Annotated in this window: 14 protein-coding genes and 2 pseudogenes; 8 read left to right on the forward strand and 8 right to left on the reverse strand. The window is 64.3% G+C overall.

Annotation, left to right across the window (positions count from 1 at the left end):
* Positions 1-351: 351 nt before the first annotated feature.
* Positions 352-1,266: an LLM class F420-dependent oxidoreductase gene (locus GO592_RS33715; protein WP_007298990.1), complete on the reverse strand. Its 915-nt coding sequence runs from the start codon at positions 1,264-1,266 to the stop codon at positions 352-354.
* Between the two features lie 526 nt (positions 1,267-1,792).
* Here GO592_RS33715 and GO592_RS33720 point away from each other — a divergent pair.
* A pseudogene (locus GO592_RS33720) lies at positions 1,793-2,185 on the forward strand (cytochrome P450); the annotation flags it as partial.
* Between the two features lie 87 nt (positions 2,186-2,272).
* On the opposite strand, the pseudogene GO592_RS33725 reads toward GO592_RS33720, so the two are convergent.
* A pseudogene (locus GO592_RS33725) lies at positions 2,273-2,383 on the reverse strand (cold-shock protein); the annotation flags it as partial.
* Between the two features lie 528 nt (positions 2,384-2,911).
* On the opposite strand from GO592_RS33725, the gene GO592_RS33730 reads away from it, so the two are divergent.
* Positions 2,912-3,295 (forward strand): MerR family transcriptional regulator, encoded by a 384-nt coding sequence (locus GO592_RS33730; RefSeq protein ID WP_082324969.1) that lies wholly within the window; start codon positions 2,912-2,914, stop codon positions 3,293-3,295.
* 340 nt (positions 3,296-3,635) lie between these two features.
* Here the strand turns inward: GO592_RS33730 and GO592_RS33735 are convergent, their stop codons facing one another.
* Entirely contained in the window at positions 3,636-3,932 is a 297-nt protein-coding gene (locus GO592_RS33735) for a putative quinol monooxygenase (RefSeq protein ID WP_172651931.1), read from the reverse strand.
* Between the two features lie 346 nt (positions 3,933-4,278).
* Between GO592_RS33735 and GO592_RS33740 the strand changes: the two genes are divergently transcribed.
* The gene (locus GO592_RS33740) at positions 4,279-5,418 is read left to right on the forward strand and encodes a glutathione-independent formaldehyde dehydrogenase (RefSeq protein WP_172651930.1); all 1,140 of its coding nucleotides are present in this window, start codon (positions 4,279-4,281) and stop codon (positions 5,416-5,418) included.
* Between the two features lie 405 nt (positions 5,419-5,823).
* Here GO592_RS33740 and GO592_RS33745 read toward each other — a convergent pair whose 3' ends face one another.
* The 3 genes from GO592_RS33745 to GO592_RS33755 all read right to left on the reverse strand — a co-directional run bounded on the left by GO592_RS33745 (position 5,824) and on the right by GO592_RS33755 (position 9,538).
* Positions 5,824-6,171, reverse strand: a complete 348-nt coding sequence (locus tag GO592_RS33745; protein WP_172651929.1) for a hypothetical protein — start codon at positions 6,169-6,171, stop codon at positions 5,824-5,826.
* Between the two features lie 961 nt (positions 6,172-7,132).
* Positions 7,133-7,960, reverse strand: a complete 828-nt coding sequence (locus GO592_RS33750) for an SDR family oxidoreductase (protein ID WP_172651928.1) — start codon at positions 7,958-7,960, stop codon at positions 7,133-7,135.
* A gap of 24 nt (positions 7,961-7,984) precedes the next feature.
* A complete protein-coding gene (locus GO592_RS33755; protein ID WP_202715064.1) occupies positions 7,985-9,538 on the reverse strand; it encodes an aldehyde dehydrogenase family protein in 1,554 nt (517 codons plus the stop codon).
* Between the two features lie 133 nt (positions 9,539-9,671).
* On the opposite strand from GO592_RS33755, the gene GO592_RS33760 reads away from it, so the two are divergent.
* Positions 9,672-10,916, forward strand: coding sequence for a PucR family transcriptional regulator (locus tag GO592_RS33760; protein ID WP_172651926.1), 1,245 nt, complete (start codon positions 9,672-9,674; stop codon positions 10,914-10,916).
* Positions 10,917-11,323: 407 nt separating this feature from the next.
* Here the strand turns inward: GO592_RS33760 and GO592_RS33765 are convergent, their stop codons facing one another.
* The gene (locus tag GO592_RS33765; RefSeq protein WP_202715065.1) at positions 11,324-11,944 is read right to left on the reverse strand and encodes a TetR/AcrR family transcriptional regulator; all 621 of its coding nucleotides are present in this window, start codon (positions 11,942-11,944) and stop codon (positions 11,324-11,326) included.
* A gap of 91 nt (positions 11,945-12,035) precedes the next feature.
* Here GO592_RS33765 and GO592_RS33770 point away from each other — a divergent pair, with 91 nt between their 5' ends.
* Positions 12,036-13,397, forward strand: coding sequence for a cytochrome P450 (locus GO592_RS33770; protein ID WP_202715066.1), 1,362 nt, complete (start codon positions 12,036-12,038; stop codon positions 13,395-13,397).
* Between the two features lie 27 nt (positions 13,398-13,424).
* Here the strand turns inward: GO592_RS33770 and GO592_RS33775 are convergent, their stop codons facing one another.
* The gene (locus tag GO592_RS33775; RefSeq protein WP_172651923.1) at positions 13,425-13,772 is read right to left on the reverse strand and encodes a hypothetical protein; all 348 of its coding nucleotides are present in this window, start codon (positions 13,770-13,772) and stop codon (positions 13,425-13,427) included.
* 68 nt (positions 13,773-13,840) lie between these two features.
* Between GO592_RS33775 and GO592_RS33780 the strand changes: the two genes are divergently transcribed.
* Genes GO592_RS33780 through GO592_RS33790 form a run of 3 tightly spaced genes read left to right on the forward strand, consistent with a single transcriptional unit; the run spans position 13,841 to position 16,765 of the window.
* Entirely contained in the window at positions 13,841-14,947 is a 1,107-nt protein-coding gene (locus GO592_RS33780; protein WP_172650046.1) for a tyrosine-type recombinase/integrase, read from the forward strand.
* Complete coding sequence (locus tag GO592_RS33785) at positions 14,944-15,279, forward strand: helix-turn-helix domain-containing protein (protein WP_095870768.1); 336 nt, start codon at positions 14,944-14,946, stop codon at positions 15,277-15,279. The genes GO592_RS33780 and GO592_RS33785 overlap by 4 nt, the downstream gene beginning before the upstream one ends.
* Complete coding sequence (locus GO592_RS33790; RefSeq protein ID WP_237737154.1) at positions 15,269-16,765, forward strand: recombinase XerD; 1,497 nt, start codon at positions 15,269-15,271, stop codon at positions 16,763-16,765. The genes GO592_RS33785 and GO592_RS33790 overlap by 11 nt, the downstream gene beginning before the upstream one ends.
* Positions 16,766-16,832: the final 67 nt, after the last annotated feature.

A 16,832-nucleotide genomic window follows, 5' to 3' on the forward strand; every position in this document is an offset into this window, starting at 1 on the left:
CGCATTTTTCGCGGCAGCGGGCCTCGTCCCCCGCAAGCGGGAGGTGCCCCCACGCAAACTGAAGTGCTCGTCGACTACATCGACGCACACAAGGCCGACTACGGGGTCGAGCCGATCTGCGGAGCTCTCGTCCAGGTCGGCGCGGAAGATCGCCCCGTCGACGTACTATGCCGCGAAGTCCCGGCCGCCGTCGGCCACTGTCATCGCCTTCCTGTCTTCCGACGATGCTGCCTACCTGCTCGGACGACCATCGACATCAACGGTGGAAGCCATGCACTGACGACGTCCCAGCTGCGATGTCTCGTTGCTGGTTCGATGTCGCAGCGGGGCGGGGTGACGTGTCTGCGGATGTCAGGTGAGGTTCAACGTGTCCGCGATCGTGGTGAGGTAGTCGATGTGCGCTTCGACGTTGTTGAGGCCAAAGCCCATCGTCGCTACGGCGGCGTGGGTGCCGCCCGCTGCGCGCCAGGCCGCGATCTCGGTGCTGACGGCGTCGGCACCCTGGCTGAGCACGACGTATTCCCCGCCGAAATCCTCGACCGGCCGGCCCACTGCATGCACGCGTTCGCGCAGCCTTTGCCAGGATTCAACAGCGGTGTCGATCCCGGTCGCTCCGAAGAATATGAAACCGTCTGCGAGGCGGGCGGCGCGTTCGAACGCTGCCTTTGTGGCGCCGCCGAGCCAGATCGGGATGGCCCGGCTCGGTTGGGGTGTGAGGGCGGCGCGATCGACTCGGTCGAAGCGGCCGGAGAACTCGACGACCGGTTCGGTGAACAGCTGGCGTAGCAGCTGGACCTGTTCTTCTTGCCTGGCTCCCCGGGTGCGGAAGTTCTGGCCGAGGGCTTCATATTCGACGGGGCTCCAGCCGACACCGACACCGAGCCGCAACCGGCCGCCGGAGAGTAGATCGACGTCGGCGGCTTGCCGCGCCACCAGGGCGGTTTGGCGTTGCGGCAGGATCAGCACGCCGGTGGAGAAACCGATCCGCTCGGTGATCCCAGCCAGGAAGGCGAACATGACGAATGGGTCGTGAAACGGGTCGTGTTCGGTGTAGGGCCCTGTCAGAGGCGGTGTCCGGTCGGCGTGCACGGCGCCCAGGACGTGGTCGTAGGCGAGTAGGTAGTCGAAACCCAGATCCTCGACTGCTGTGCCGAATCGCCGCACAGCATGGGGGTCCCCGCCGAGCTCGGTTTGCGGGTAGACCGCACCGATCCGCACGCGGTCGGTGTCCCTTCCGGTCGGGGGCACACTGCTATCTTCGGACATGTCGGTTCTCCATTCGTCGGGTCGCTTATCCAACGGGATCAGTGGTCGGTGGGGTGGCCTGGGTCGGCGACCGCAGGGCTGGTTCCGGTCACGCCCGGACTCGCTGGGTGGGCCTGGCTGCTCGAAGCGGCATCACATCCACATCACCGTTGCTTCCAGTACACAACAGGAGCCTGAGTTCACACCAGGGCAGACCTCACCCAGGATCTGACGGACCCCCTCTGCGGCTCCCGGAGGATCGTCATCATCGCCGCGGCGCCACCCACGTGATCGACCCCGCCGCCGGCCCCTCGCCGATTCAGGGTCGGCGGGTACGCCGATGAGTCCGATCTTGCCCTGGAAGGTCACGGCGCCGATCAGGGATCCGAAGCCGTCGAGAGCTCACGACGTTGCGTTCGAACGCGAGGATGTGGGTAGCGAAGAAGGATGGTCCGAAGAACAGACCGGTCAGCGACTCACCGTCAGTGGTGGTGATCGTCCCGGTGCCATCGTCGCGGACCCGAGGTACATGACCTGGTGGCACTAGGTCCTCGGCCCGCGGGCGTTGCAGAAAGTTGCGCGCATGCTGGCTGGTGGATGCGGAGGTCCTCGTCGATCAGGTGCTCGAGACGGCAACCACTTCCCGCGCTGGCGGCCGCGTTCCCGCTACGGGTCTTCCCCGACGCCGTCGGCATCCCCGAGGCGGGCCGGGAGAACCTGCTGCCCTACGGCGACCACCTGTTCAACGCGTTCGGGCCGGTCAACAGCCTCGTCGAAAAGGGCGCCCTGCGGAGGAGCGAGCTGTCCGGGTGGGTCAACGCCCAGTGCACCCGCGACGTGCTGAGCGACGACGGATTCGGGGCCCAACTCTGTTGATCGCGGACATCATCGACGAGCAGCCCCGCTGATCGTGCGCTCGTTGCTCTCGGCCGGGGTGGAGCCAGATGCGGGTTCGCCCGCACCCGCGCCCACTGATCCGGGTGGGATGCGAAGGCGTAGAGCACGGCCGGCAGAAAGTTGACGGTCGTGTGCCCGAGATTTCCGCGTAATGCACGAAGACGTCCGGAGTTCCGTCGTCGGGCGCGATGAAACCGAAGCCCTTCTCGCCGTTGAACCACTTCGCAATGCCCTGCGCCATGCCGATACTCCCTGAATATCGATCCGGTACTCACATCTGATTCCCGATCTCGATACCAGTGATCCTGCCACCCAGACGACGGATCGGGACGACCACACCTGATCTGAGGAAGCGGACATCTCGACGCCTACTGCGACTGCCGACTTCGCCGTCCGTCATCGATCAACGAGAGCCGGTCCGTCGAGCGAGCGGCCGCCGACGTGGACAGAAAAGTCGGCTGTCGGGTGTGAAATCCCTGGTCAACCGCTCCAGAATTTCTGTAGTGGTGACTGTAGACATTGAGGGGTCGCTGTTGTAGAGTTCCTCTCGTCGCAAGGAAAGAGTTCACGAGGTGCGGGAGAGAATGAACTGCCCGCAGAGAAGTACCGCAAGACCAGGATGTGCCGGGCAAGGGTTGATGTGAGTGTGTAAGGCCCCGGCATATCCGGCGGCTGCCGGGCGGCACGAAGGCCCGACAGCCGGAAGAAGTGCAGTGAACAAGGAAGTGAAACCCGCTCCGGCCCCCGGTGCCTCACGGCACCGGGGGCCCTGTCCGTTGAAAGGTGTCACCCCATTCAGGAAGATTCGCCCGACCGTGACCCGGCCGGGAAGCTCGACGACGAGGACTACCCGGCCTACAGCATGGGTCATGCCGCCGAGATCCTCGGCGTGACACAGGCATTCCTGCGCAGCCTCGACGCCGCGAAGCTGCTCACCCCCGAACGCTCGGAGGGCGGCCATCGCCGCTACTCCCGATACCAGCTCCGCCTCGCGGCCCGAGCCCGCGAACTGATCGACCAGGGCACCGCACTCGATTCCGCGTGCCGCATCATCATCCTCGAAGACCAACTCGCCGAGGCCCGACGCATCAACGCTGAACTCCAGCACCCCCACCGCCCCAAGTCGGACCAGCCCGGCCCCGCATCCGGCTGAAACACCGCCGCCCCTTCGGAACACCAGTCGAGGTCCATTCCGCGGAAGCCGCCCATCCGCTCGGCGACCTCACCGCGGGCCTTTGCGAGAACGGACTGTCCGCATCAGCCCAGACCACACCATGCGAGGCGTCGGCGTGCGGTCCCGCTAAATCATCGGTCACCGGACGCGTCACGGCCGGCCGTTGGGCGCCGTCGCCGATTGAGTTTCTTTGGCCCAGGTGAGCAGAGTGGTCGGGGAGGATGTCCCGAGGTCCGTGGTGGGGGCCCGGTGACGTGTCAGGCTGCGCTCGTCTCGTCGTTGTGTACCAAGATTCGACAGGTTCGGCGGACTCGGCGGCTCAGAGCTTGTCGGCGAGCACGTCGAGGTTGCTGATTTCGGGCGGCGCAGCGAAGAGTTCGTCGGCGCGTTCGCCGAGGGCCTTGCCGACCGGCCCATTGAGATGTGTGTCGCGGGCGGCCTCGTCGGGGAATGCGTCGATGATGCCGAACGTCGAGGGGCCGAACCGTACCGCCAACCAGGGCTTCGTGCCGGGCTCCTGTTCGACGAGTGGCAGCGCCGATCGGAGGAATTCCTCGACCGCGCTTTCCTTGCCGGGTTTGGCTTCGAGTCGGACCAGCAGCGCCTTGGTGGCCATGTCGGGTCTCCTGTTCGAGGTGGTGGACATGGTCCAGCATCACACCATCGACCGGTGAAGGGAAGGAGCCCCCGAGCCCACGAATCAAGGAAACCGATCTCACCCCTAGTAATCGTGGAGCCGAAAGAGGAGACTCCATGGTGGATGGAATGCGACGCCTGGAATGCGCCCGCTGTTGTCGGCTGTGACGCGAAACATGGTGGTGTGCCAACGTTTTGGTGTTGTTTTCAGTTCCGTGCGCTGTCGCGTCTGCCCCCAGCGGCACGATTCATTCGGTCGCTCACATGTCATCGCCTGTGGCCGCCGGGCCGGGATCCACCGGGAAACGCAGCATCAGGGAGTCGAGATGAAAGCGCTTGTGTACGACGGGCCACGTGAGGTTCATGTGAAGGATATGCCCGATGCCAGGATTGAGCAGCCGACCGATGTGCTGGTGAAGATCACCAGCACCAATATTTGCGGGTCGGATCTGCACATGTATGAGGGCCGCACCGATCTGGAGCCCGGGATGGTCCTCGGTCACGAAAACCTGGGGATCGTCGCCGAGGTCGGCAATGCGGTGGTCAAGGTCTCACCCGGGGATCGGGTGTGCCTGCCGTTCAACATCGGCTGCGGTTTCTGCCGCAACTGCGAGGAAGGGTTGACCGCGTTCTGCCTGACGGTGCACCCGGATCCGAAGATGGCCGGCGCCGCATACGGGTTCGCCGGGATGGGCCCGTTCTGGGGCGGGCAGGCGGAATATCTGCGGGTGCCGTTCGGCGACTTCAACTGTCTGCGGTTGCCCGAGGATGCCCAGGACAAGGAAACCGACTACGTGATGCTCTCCGACATCTTTCCCACCGGCTGGCACTGCACCCGCCTCGCGGACATGCAGCCCGGCGATTCGATGGTGGTGTACGGGGCCGGGCCGGTCGGGTTGATGGCGGCGTATTCGGCGATGATCCAGGGTGCGAGCAAGGTGATGATCGTCGACCGGCATCCGGACCGGCTCGAGCTCGCCGAGCAGATCGGCGTCATTCCGATCGACGATTCGAAGGGCGACCCGGTCGAGCAGGTCCTGGAACAGACCCGCGGGCAGGGTGCCGACAAGGGTTGTGAGTGCGTCGGCTATCAGGCGCACGACCCGCAGGGTCACGAGGACGCCGCGATGACGATGAACCGGCTCGTCGACTCGGTGCGCTTCACCGGCCACATCGGGGTGGTCGGCATCTTCCTGCCCCAGGACCGAAACGGCCCCGACGAACTCGAACGCAACGGCAAGATCGCCTTCGACATGGGCAAATTCTGGTTCAAGGGGCAGAAGGTCGGGACCGGGCAGGCCAACGTCAAGCACTACAACCGGCAGCTGCGCGACCTGATCCACCAGGGCCGTGCCAAGCCGTCCTGGATCGTCTCCCACGAACTGCCACTGGCCGAGGCCGAGTCCGGTTACCAGCATTTCGATGCCCGCGACGACGGATGGACCAAGGTCGTACTGCATCCGTGAGGCCCGTCTGCTCATGCGGGTGCTGCCGAGGCTGCCTTCGGACTGCCGGTTTTCCGTCGGCGGGCGTCCCGAATGCCGAACCCGCACCGGCGCGTCTCGAAAGCCGGCCGCTGACCGGAACTCGCCGACCTCTCTGCATAACCGCCAGCTCGGTATGAGACCCGTCCGGTGATGATTTGCTTTCGGGGCGTCAATCGGAACACCCCGAACGATCTGGAGCGGGCGTTCGCGGCCGCCGGTTACAGGTCGGAACGGGCGCCATTGAGCAGAAGCGGGGGTGGATCGTCAGGGTTCCCCGCTTCGTGTCGGTGTGAGCTGCGTCAGCTCAGTCGGTTCATGCTTACCGGCCGTCATCGTCCGCTCGGCAGACTTACCACGTCTGGCCCGGTCCTTGCGGGCCTTGGGTTAGCTGCCCGTGCCAGCCACCGATTCGACCGGGTGTCTGGCCTGGTCGAGGTCGGCGCGCATGCGAGTGGCGACGTCTTCGTCGATGCCCGCGGCCCTCATCTGGTCGGTGTCGCGCTGCCGCGGTGGCCGGTTACGTGCGTCGTCGTTGCTCAGCGCGGTCTGTGCTGATGCGGCGCGAGGGGCCCGGGGCGGGTAGGGGAAGTCGAGGACGTGCGCAGGTGGGGTGCTCGCGTGCTGCTGCGCCACGGGAGCATCGGCTCGTAGTGCATCGCGGACGTAGCCGACGAAGAACTCGTCATTCGAACTGGTGTCGAGGGTGTTGATGGACACCCGGAGTTCACGCACGGACTGTCCGTGCGCGTCGATCTCCGAAGCAACCTCCCTGATCGCCTATTCTCGACGCTCCTTGGTCCCAGGGCCTTCGCCCTTGCTCCTTTGTCGGTACGACAGTTGCGTGACTAGTTCGCCAGGACCACACTGGTTCTGCAAGCCCCTCGCCGGCACACGGAACCCGCGAGGGTCTTGTGTCGCTCACCGCCCAGTCAGCGTCCGCTCGGCAGATTTGCGAAGTCCGCTTCGGCCCCTTGTTATGTAGGTCACGCAAGTCTGCGCGAACGGCAGGGAAGCGCGCTGGAGGCGCCGGAGAGTCGCGGCGTCGCCACGAGTCGAACGGATCGCACGGGAACATTCTCGCCGTTTGTTCGCATCTCACAGACGTGAACGTGACCTTGCGCTCTACTGCGACCCACGGCGACCCCGTCACCGTCGCCACCCCACATGGCACCGTCCTGGGCACTGAGCGAGCACATCTGAACCCCGTCCGGGAGGCGCTGCGCGCCGACGACGCAGCGCTACGCCGCCGGTTTGCTGTCGATCCGGAAGGAGGCCGGCCTCCCCAAAGATCTCAGCGCTCCGTGTGGTCATGCGATCGGGTGGATGGACGGCAAAAACCGTGCTCTCGGAGAGCGCGCTGACCAGGAAAGATGACACGTCTCGGTGTGAGCGTCCGGTGCCGAAGCTGTTGACGCGCACGTAGACGGGTTGGTGTCGAAGATCGGTCGGCGATGGTGTCGAGGGCGATCGCCCGGGCGGCTCCGGACCGGTCGTCCTCTTCTTCGCCAACTATCCCTCCAAGACAGCGTTCATCGCCGCCTCCGTGGTGTGCATCTCCTAACTGCTTCGGAGCTACTGCAAGGCTTCCCAGGCCGCCCCGGCCGTCGACGACGACGGATGAGACACTCAACACCCGATAGCCGTCCCATGGCCGGGGCTTCGTGACCTGCATGACCTGCATCCGAAACTCCGCTCAGCTGTGACGAGCCCGCTCTTCGTAGGCCTGCCTGGCAGTGATGTCGACGTCTTCCAGAAACACTCTGTCCGTGTGGAGCGCACGGGTGAGCGCTTCGCTGATCCGACGAGGGAAGAACTTCTGACTGGCGGCGAGGGCACCGACGAGCTTGGTCACCCGCACCTTCGGTTTGGGGCATTCGATCAATGCCACGATGGCACGCGCAATGTCCTCCGGCTCGGCGTTCTTGAGTCCAGGGAGCCCCTTGGTGCCGGCAGTCAGCTCGGTGTTGACGAAAGACGGGAGCACCGCGGAAAACTCGATTCCCGTTCCGCGGTGCTCCACCCGGGCCGCGTCCGTGAAGCCGACGACGGCATATTTGCTGGCGCAGTAGGTGGCCAGCCCTGGTGTGTAGATTTCGCCTGCGAGTGAGGCGATGTTGACCACGTGCCCACGGCCGCGCGGCAGCATTCGCCGAACAGCCAGTTTGGAACCGGTGATCACCCCGAGGACATTGATATCAAGGATCCGGCGGGTGACCGCATCGGGCTCGTCCGCGATTCGGCCGGCGGGCATGATGCCGGCGTTGTTTACGAGCACGTCGATAGGTCCGAGCGTTGCTTCCACGTCGTCGAGGAAGGCCCCGAACGATTCGGGGTCCGTCACGTCGAGCTTCCGGTAGCTGACCAGGCCGAGTTCGGTCGCGGACTCCTTCAGCTTGACCTCGTCGATGTCCCCGATCGCCACCTTCGCGCCGAGCCTGGTCAGGGCCGTGGCGGTCGCGAACCCGATTCCGCGGGCACCGCCGGTGATCGCGATGACGCGACCGTGCAGAGATTGTGTCATTTTCCTTCTGTCCTTCTGTCGTCGTTACAGGGAGTTCGAGCGGCTTGTGACGGACAGGCGGCGGCGCGGGTCGCGCGCGACGAGGGCGCGCAGCACCCGGCCGACGAAACGACCGCGGCCGGGTGCGTACGGATACCAGAGCAACTCCCGCTTCATTGCGGGTCCGCGCGGCACCGTGATCGCCTGCTGCCGGGTGTACTTCCGAACTCCATACTCACCACCGAATCGCGCGCCGAGACCAGACTGCTTCCATCCCCCGTGCGGTAACCCCAGCGCGAACAGGTTGGAGAAGGCGTCGTTGATGTTCACCGCGCCGGCTTCGAGCCGGCGCGCGATCGCCTCGCCGCGGGCCCGATCTCCGCACCACACCGTCGCGGACAGGCCGTACTCGGAATCGTTGGCCAGGCGCGCGGCTTCGTCGGCGTCGGCGACCTTCACCACCGGGATCGTGGGCCCGAACGTCTCCTCCCGGATACAGGCCATCGAATGGTTCACGTCGACGAGGACCGTCGGCTCGAAGAAGGTGCCAGCGCTCCCGGCCTTGCCGCCGGTCAGCGCCGTGGCGCCGCCGTCCACAGCGTCGGCGACGTGTCGGGCAACGAGGTCACGCTGGGCCTGTGTAGCCATCGCACCGACATCGATCCGGTACCCGTCGCCGTCGTCACCCTGTCGGAGCGAGCCGACGAGTGCCACCAGTCGCGCGACGAATTCGTCGTACACGGGCGCCTCGACGTAAACGCGTTCGATCGACACGCACACCTGTCCGGCGTTGAACATTCCGCCCCAAGCGATTCCGGCTGCCGCGCGGTCCAGGTCCGCATCCGCCAGCACGATGGCCGGATCTTTGCCGCCGAGTTCGAGACTGCATGGCACCAGCCGCTCTGCGGCCCGCACGGCGATCGCTCGACCGGTCGGGGTGGAGCCTGTGAACTGCACGAAGTCCACCGAATCCACTACCGCTGCACCTGTGTCGCCGCGGCCGGTGAGTACCGAGAAGACCAGGGGTGCACCGATTTCCGACCATCCCCGAGCTAGTTCGACGGCTGACAACGGCGTTACCTCAGACGGCTTGAGCAGCACCGCCGCACCAGCGAGCAGCGCCGGTATGATGTCCATCGCCGGCATCGCGAGCGGGAAGTTCCACGGGGTGATCACACCGACCACCGGGTAGGGGCGGACGGTCTTGATCAGTCGCTTTGTCATCGACAGCGGCCCGTGCGGCTTCACCCGCTCGTCGGCGAGAAACTTGCCGGCGTTGTCCGCGAAGTAGTTGATCAGGTCGCACGCGAGCGCAGGCTCGATGGCTGCTTCGGCGCGTGGCTTCCCGGTCTCGGACCGCAGCACGTCGATGAGGTGGCGCTCATTGTCGAGAAGCCAGTCCCGCAGCTTCCGCAGCCACGTGGCCCTTCCTTTCGGCCCCAGCGCTTCCCACTCGGGTTGGTGGGCGCGCAGTCGACGGACGGTATCGGTCACTGCCTCGGAACTCTCGTCCGGTACACGCGCGACGAGGCGGCCGTCGGCGGGGCAGTGCACGTCGATGTCGTCGCACCTCGTGTGCGCCTTGCTTCCGGATCTCATGTGAACCCCGCCTCCTATGATGCACGACACTTCCTATTAGAATTGCACAACCAATCCGCACGTTTCTTAGCGAAATCAGCCAATTGGGCCCTCGTCATTTGTGCTCTGGGTCCAATTAGAAGGAGGTATCGACGTGTCCGCTGACGACATGGTGCTTGCCTGGCTCCGGGAGTTCGCTGCGGAGGCGCTGGTGCCCGGCACCCTGGATGGTCTCGTCGCGAGGTTCGACGCCGTGATAGTGGCCGAGGTTCCCGAGGTTTCCGCGGACCGAGAGTTGCGACGGGACCTCGATGCCAGCACCCGTGACCAAGGGCGCGCACTGCTGGTCTGGCTCACCGGAGACTCCGCAGAGGTGGACCTCCCACCCGCGGCACATGGTCTCGCGCGCACAATCGCCCGACGGGGCCTGCATCTGAGGGTATTGATGCAGATCTACCGAGTCGGCCAGAAAGCTCTGCTGAGCTTCGCCGCGGAAACAGCAAGTGAGCGCATCGCCGACCCGGTATTGGAACCAAAAGTCCTGATTCGGCTACTGGAGCGGGCGAATCACTGGCTCAACGTCTCATTGGAGGTACTCGCGGATACCTACAGCGAGGAACGAGAGCGGGGATTGAGCGGCGCGTTCGCCCGGCAGGCAGAAACGGTGCAGGCGATCATCCGAGGCGAGATCGCCGATACCGTGGCAGCCTCGAATCGTTTGAATTACCCCTTGCTCGGGCATAACACCGCACTTGTGCTGTGGCTCGAGGACACACTTTCGAATCAGGCCGAGGACGGGATCGGCGTTCTGGACTCCGCCGCCCGTGCGGTTGCGGCCACGATCGGGGCTCGGCAAATGCTTACTGTGCCGTCCGGATCGCGAGGGCTCTGGGCATGGCTGGCGGCGGAAGTCGAGCCGGATCTCACCGCATTGGACATCGGTCCGGATATCCCGGACGGGATCCGGATCGCGATTGGTAACCCGGGTAAGGGAATTCGGGGATTTCGGCAGAGCCACACCGAAGCGATTGCTGCTCAACATATCTCGGAATCTCGACCGGCCGAGTCTCACCTCATTTGCTATGCGGACGTCGAAATTGTCCACCTGCTCGACGGCCATCCCGACGCGGCGAGGGCGCTGGTTTCCCGTGAACTGCGCGGCCTTGACGGTACCGATGCAGCCTCCGCAATGCTGCGCCGCACGCTGCGCGGCTATCTGACCGTGAACCGCAGTCCGGACGCGGCTGCTCGGGCGCTCGGCGTGCATAAGAACACCGTGCGTTACCGCATCCAGCGCGCCGAGGAGTTGCTCGGCCGCCCCGTCGGACCGAACAGGCTGAAGCTGGAACTCGCGCTCGAATACGCCGACACCTACGGTCCGGTCGTTCTGAAGGAGTGAAAAGGCACCTCCGTCGGCGAGTGCGCCCCAAGGGCTGGCCCTACACACTGATCGATGCCGCACAGTGCAAGTGTTGGGTAGCCCCGTGTACAGCATTTCGTCGCAGCGTCAGGACCTTGACTTTCCTGTGCATCGAGGGCGTCTGCCTCGATCGGCAAAGCCGGATTGCGCAATCTGTCGTTCGCTCTGGCCGACGAACTGCCCCCATGGCATCAATGTGGGTACCGTCACCCATCGGTGGCGTAGTCCAGTCGGGAATCTTCTTCGATCCGGATCTGATTGCCGAGTCGTGCTGGTAACTTGTCGCCAAGGCCTAGGCTACCCGATCGTGAGCCTTTCATATCGACGATCCCGAACAACGCGTCCGTGTCCCGTCGCCAACATTACGAGCCCAAGCACCGCGCCCCTCATCGGTGTGCGGTGGAGGTGAATTGATATGTTGCCGCATCGACGATCTCGCCGGGCGTGATGGAGATCTCGTCGTTCAACCATGCGGTGACCAGCTCGGCCAAGCCGCCCACAAACAGCAGTCCGTTGATTTCACCTTGATGTGGTGGCCACGCTCGGTCTCCGTACATGCGCGTGGCTTCGTCCGCCACCATCTGAGCGAAGCCCCGCAGTGCCGCGCGTCGGTGGGTGCGCAGAGGTTCGGACGCGGCGGATTCGATCATCGCAACACGTCCCTTGCGTGGATCATCGGTGAGGATGGTGACGAACGACGCGATGGCATTTCGTACGCGTTGTTCGATCGTCCCGGTGCTCGCTCGAAGCGCATCCAGTCCGGCCTGACGGACCTCGTCGGCGATGCCGTCCAGGACCTTCTGTAGGAGTTCGTCTCTGCTGGTGAAACTTTCGTAGAAGTATCGCTCCGTCAACTTGGCGTGCGCGCAGATGGCGGTCATGGTGGCGCCGCCCTTACCTGTGGCTGCAAACACGTCCAATCCCGCCTCGAGCAGACTCTCGCGGCGCAGTGCTGCACGTTGGTCGCCGCTCAGGCCAGCGTATCGACGGGGCGTAGGAGGGGTCATGGATCGATATTGACAGACGTGATCTCGATGGCGCAGACTACGCTCATCTGACAGGAAGCGCTGTCAGATTAGACGGGAGTTGAGGTTCGTCATGTCCAAGATCCTGGCCGTTCCACCCGCACAGTCGCAGTTGCACCCGGTCTCGGGGCGATCGGGGCTGCCCGGCGTCGGGCACGTACTCGAATACATCCGAGATCCACTCGCATTGATGCAAAAGCATTGGGACCGTTACGGCGAGGTCTCCTGGTTCTCGATGGTCGGTCGGCGTTGGGTCGCAGTCCTCGGACCCGACGCATGCCAGGAAGTGCTGCAGAACAAAGATCGGGCATTCGTCAACGGTGACGGCTGGTCGGTGCTGATCGGCCCCTTCTTTCACGGTGGCCTCATGCTTCTCGATTCGGAAGAACATCTACGACACCGTCGAATCATGCAGCAAGCCTTCACCCGATCGCGCCTCGAGAATACCGTCGACGTTCTCAACCCGGCGATCGATTCGGCGCTCGACGCGTGGACTCCCGCCGACGGATTCCGCGCCTACACGGCGCTCAAGACGCTCACTCTCGATCTCGCCACCGACATTTTCATGGGTGGCGCGGAAGGGTCAACCGAGGGCGAGATTTCCTCGGTAAAAAAGGCTTTCGTCGATTGCGTGCAGGCGGCAACCTCGGTGGTCCGCTATCCGGTCCCGGGGACCAGGTGGAAGCGAGGACTAGACGGACGCCGAGTCCTGGAAGACTTCTTCCGGCAATACCTACCGGCGCGTCGATCACACGAAACGGACGACCTGTTCTCCGTGCTCTGTCATATCGAATCCGAAGCAGGACAACGCTTCAGCGACGACGAGGTGGTCGATCACATGATCTTCCTCCTGATGGCCGCGCACGACACCTCCACGATCACCATCTCCACGATGATGCAGTACCTGGGTCAACACCCGCAGTGGCAGGACAGATGCCGGGCGGAGTCGCTCGCGTTGGGGACCCCGGCGCCGAGTTATGCCGATCTCGACGGACTGGACAGCCTCGATCTGGTCATGAAGGAATGCCTCCGGATCGTCTCTCCGGTGCCGGTCATGGCGCGCCGAGCGGTTCACGACACCCAGGTGCAAGGGCACTTCGTGCCAGCGGGAACCTACGCGGCGGTGGTGCCACATTTCACCCACCACATGTCGCAGTACTGGCCCGAACCCGAGCGTTTCGATCCCGAACGCTTCGCGGAGCATCGACGTGAAGACAAGGTGCACCGATATGCCTGGGAGCCCTTCGGTGGTGGCGTGCACAAATGCCTCGGAATGCACTTCGCCGGCGCCGAGATCAAAGCAATCATGCATCACCTCCTCCTGCGCTTCGACTGGCACGTCGACGCCGACTACGTCGCCCCACTCAACTTCACGTCCTTGCCGTTCCCCTCAGACGGACAACCTGTCGATCTGCGTTTGCTCGCTACTTCTTGAGGCAACTGGGGTGGTTTGGCGGACCCTTTAGCTATTGCTAGGAGTCCGAGCCTTTGGGTTGGCACTGTGGGAGGAATCTCCACGATAAACTGCCGAAATTCGGACGATTCCCCGCTGTCGATTCGGCTCACTCATGGTTTGCGCGCGGTCGGTGACGATAATTTCCTTTATCGCAGCTAATGTCGGCATTATTGCATCTGATGCATGATTGTCCTTCGATCGGCCATCGCCATCAGTGACGCCATCTGTTTGCGAGATCTGGGCGTTGACCTGGCCATATACATACCAGCGCACCGGACGACCCGCAGCTAATCGCTCATAAGTGCGCCCGAGTGAGACCGTTAGACGATGGATCGGCGTGTCGATGGCCTGCATGCTTGCCACGTTTTTGCATTTGTTGCATGATTCGGGCATCAGATGCTCGCAGCATTCGGAGGTGCTCCGTGGCGGTGGACAACGTTGGTCGGGTGCTTGAGCTTCCCATGATTTCGTACCTGCATCCCGAGGATCAGGTACTGGCGGAGATGCTGACCGGATGGCGAAATCAGCAGCTCAGCCGCAATCTCCAGCACTCGACGATCGAGCAGCGTGAGCGGCTGGTTCGACGCTTCTTCGAGTACACCAACGAGTATCCGTGGTGCTGGACTCCGGCACATGTCGACGAGTTCTTCGGGGATCTGCGCTCGGAGCGGCGGGCGAAGCAGTCCACGATCCGCAACTACCAGGACGCACTGCGGGCCTTCTGTTCCTACGTGAGCACCCCAGAATATGGCTGGGATAGGTTGTGTGAGAAGTTCTTCGGCACCCACCCGGCGCAGGTGTGCTTCGAGTGGAACACCGCCCGTCATGTTCAGGACGCGGAGTCCGATCCGGGAAAGCGGGCGTTCACCCGCCGTGAGTTACAGGACTTGTTCGATCGCGCGGACGACGAGGTCACCCGCATCGCGGCGTCAGACCGCAAAGGGTGGCTGCCCGCGTTCCGAGACTCGGTGATGTTCAAAGTTGCCTATGGATGGGGCTTGCGCCGCAACGAAGTTCGGCACCTGCAGACGGTGGACTTCGTGCGCAACCCTCATGCCGGTGAGTTCGGCAAGTACGGGGTACTCCACGTGCGGTTCGGCAAGGCGATGCGCGGATCGCCCCCGAAACGCCGCAGCGTGCTGACCGTCTTCGACTGGTCGGCAGAAATTGTCGCCGACTGGCTCGAACGCGGCCACCCGCACCTGGGCGCCGGCCTGGACCTGTTCGTCAGCGAGCGGGGCACCCTCGCGTCCGAAACCGCGCTGCTACGCCGGTTTCGCCGCTACTGCGAGGACCTGAACCTCGCCCCGGGCCTCGATTTCCACTCGCTGCGACGCTCCTACGTCACCCACCTGATCGAAGCCGGCATGGACGCGCTGTTCGTGCAGCAACAGGTGGGCCACGAGCATGCCTCGACCACTGCCCTCTACACCTGCGTGTCGAGCGACTACCGCACTCGCACGCTGCGGCGCGCGCTCGATTCGACACTCAACAACGCTCTCGGGGGTAAGGAAAGTGAGACATCATGACGCGCGACGTGGACTACACCTGGCGGCTGGCGGAGCTCATGGCCAGTCGCGGCTGGCACAACAGCACCGATCTGACCCCACACCTGCGTGAGCGCGGCATCGACCTGTCCGCCTCCCAGGTATACCGGCTGGTGACCCAACGGCCCGAGCGCGTTTCCTTGAAGATGGTGTCCGCCCTGTGTGACATCTTCGCCTGCGGCCCTGAGGATCTCATCACCACTACCGCCGCCGACGCACGCCGCAAGAAGACGGCCGCCGGCCCGACCAACGTGACGGATCTGAACAAGTCGATCCGCCCCAAGAGGGCACGCGTGATCGCCGATGACAATTGACGTCAGGCCAGGTACCGCCACCCGCGGCCGGCCCCGCACCATCGGCGAGGTCACCTGTGATCGATGCGGGCTCCGGGCCACGCGAGCCCAGACCCGCTGGCCCGAGGGCTTGATCTGCGGCATCTGTTACCACCACGCCCTGCGCACCCGAGGTACCTGCCCCCACTGCGGAATTGACCGGCTGCTCCCCGGACGATCCGGCCAGGGCAGCCACCCGATTTGCGTCACCTGCGCCGGCATTCCCGCCGACTTTCATTGCGCGCGCTGCGGCACCGAGGCCGAGCACTACCGCAAAGACATCTGCGCCCGATGCGCCCTCAGGGATGACCTGACCAGCCTCCTGCTCGACGACGCATCCGACCGACAGTCGATGCACCAGCTCACGGAGGCACTCTGCACCGCGGACCGAGCCGAGAGCATCCATACGTGGTTGCGCTCGGCCCAAGTGCGGACACTCCTCGGAAGACTCGCTGCCGGCCATATCTCGCTCAGCCACGCAGGCCTCGATACCGAACCGGCGAACAACCGCACCGAACATCTACGGAGCCTGCTCGTCCATCACGGACTTCTCCCGCATCGTGACCCATCGCTCGCGCTCTTCGAACGATGGCTCGACACCAAGCTCGAACAGATCACCAAAGACGACGTCCGTCGCCCGGTCGAACAATTCGCACGATGGCACCATTTGAGCAGGATCCGCGACCGAGCGCGCTCCGGGCGCCCGACCCGAGGCTCCGTTCTTCACTCCAAACAAGGGATCACCGAAGCCATCAAGTTTCTCACCTGGCTGCACGACACCCACCACCGCGCCATCACCACCTGCAGCCAGGCCGACGTCGACAGCTGGCTCGCTAACGGCCCCACCACCCGACACATCATCCGCGGCTTCATCGTCTGGGCCGGCAAGAGCCGGCTCTGCCAGGACATCGTGGTCGAACGCTATCGGGCGAGAACCGTCCCGCTCCTCACCCAGGACCAACGCCTCGACTGGCTCCGCGAACTCCTGACCGGTAACAGCACAACACTCCCCTATCGCATCGCGGGCATCCTGGTCCTTCTCTACGCTCAGCCCCTCGTCAAAGTCGCCGCGCTACGCACCACCGACGTCACCGACTCCGCGGGCGAGCTCATGCTCACGCTGGGAAAAGAACCCGCACCGGTGCCGAATCCGTTTGCCGCGCTGCTGAAAGAACACCTCGCGAACCGACCGAACCTGCGGACCGGCAACCACGGCCAAAGCCCGTGGCTCTTCCCCAGCTACCGCACCGGCCAACACCTCCACCCCACGACTCTGAGTGACCGGCTGCGATCCCACGGCATAAGCCTGATCGGGGCACGCAATGCTGCGCTCCGCGACCTCGTCAGCGACGCGCCACCCCCAGTCGTCGCCGAACTGCTCGGCTACAGCCACTCCGCCACCCACAGACACGCCACCGCAGCCGCAACTCCATACGCCCGATACACCACCACAGGGCAAGCCGACTAATAGTGCCGAATCGAATATGCGCGGTTACCAGCATCCCGGCGACTCCCCACCTCAGCGCGTTTTTCGC

Source organism: Rhodococcus sp. 21391, assembly GCF_016772255.1.
GTDB lineage: Bacteria > Actinomycetota > Actinomycetes > Mycobacteriales > Mycobacteriaceae > Rhodococcus_F > Rhodococcus_F opacus.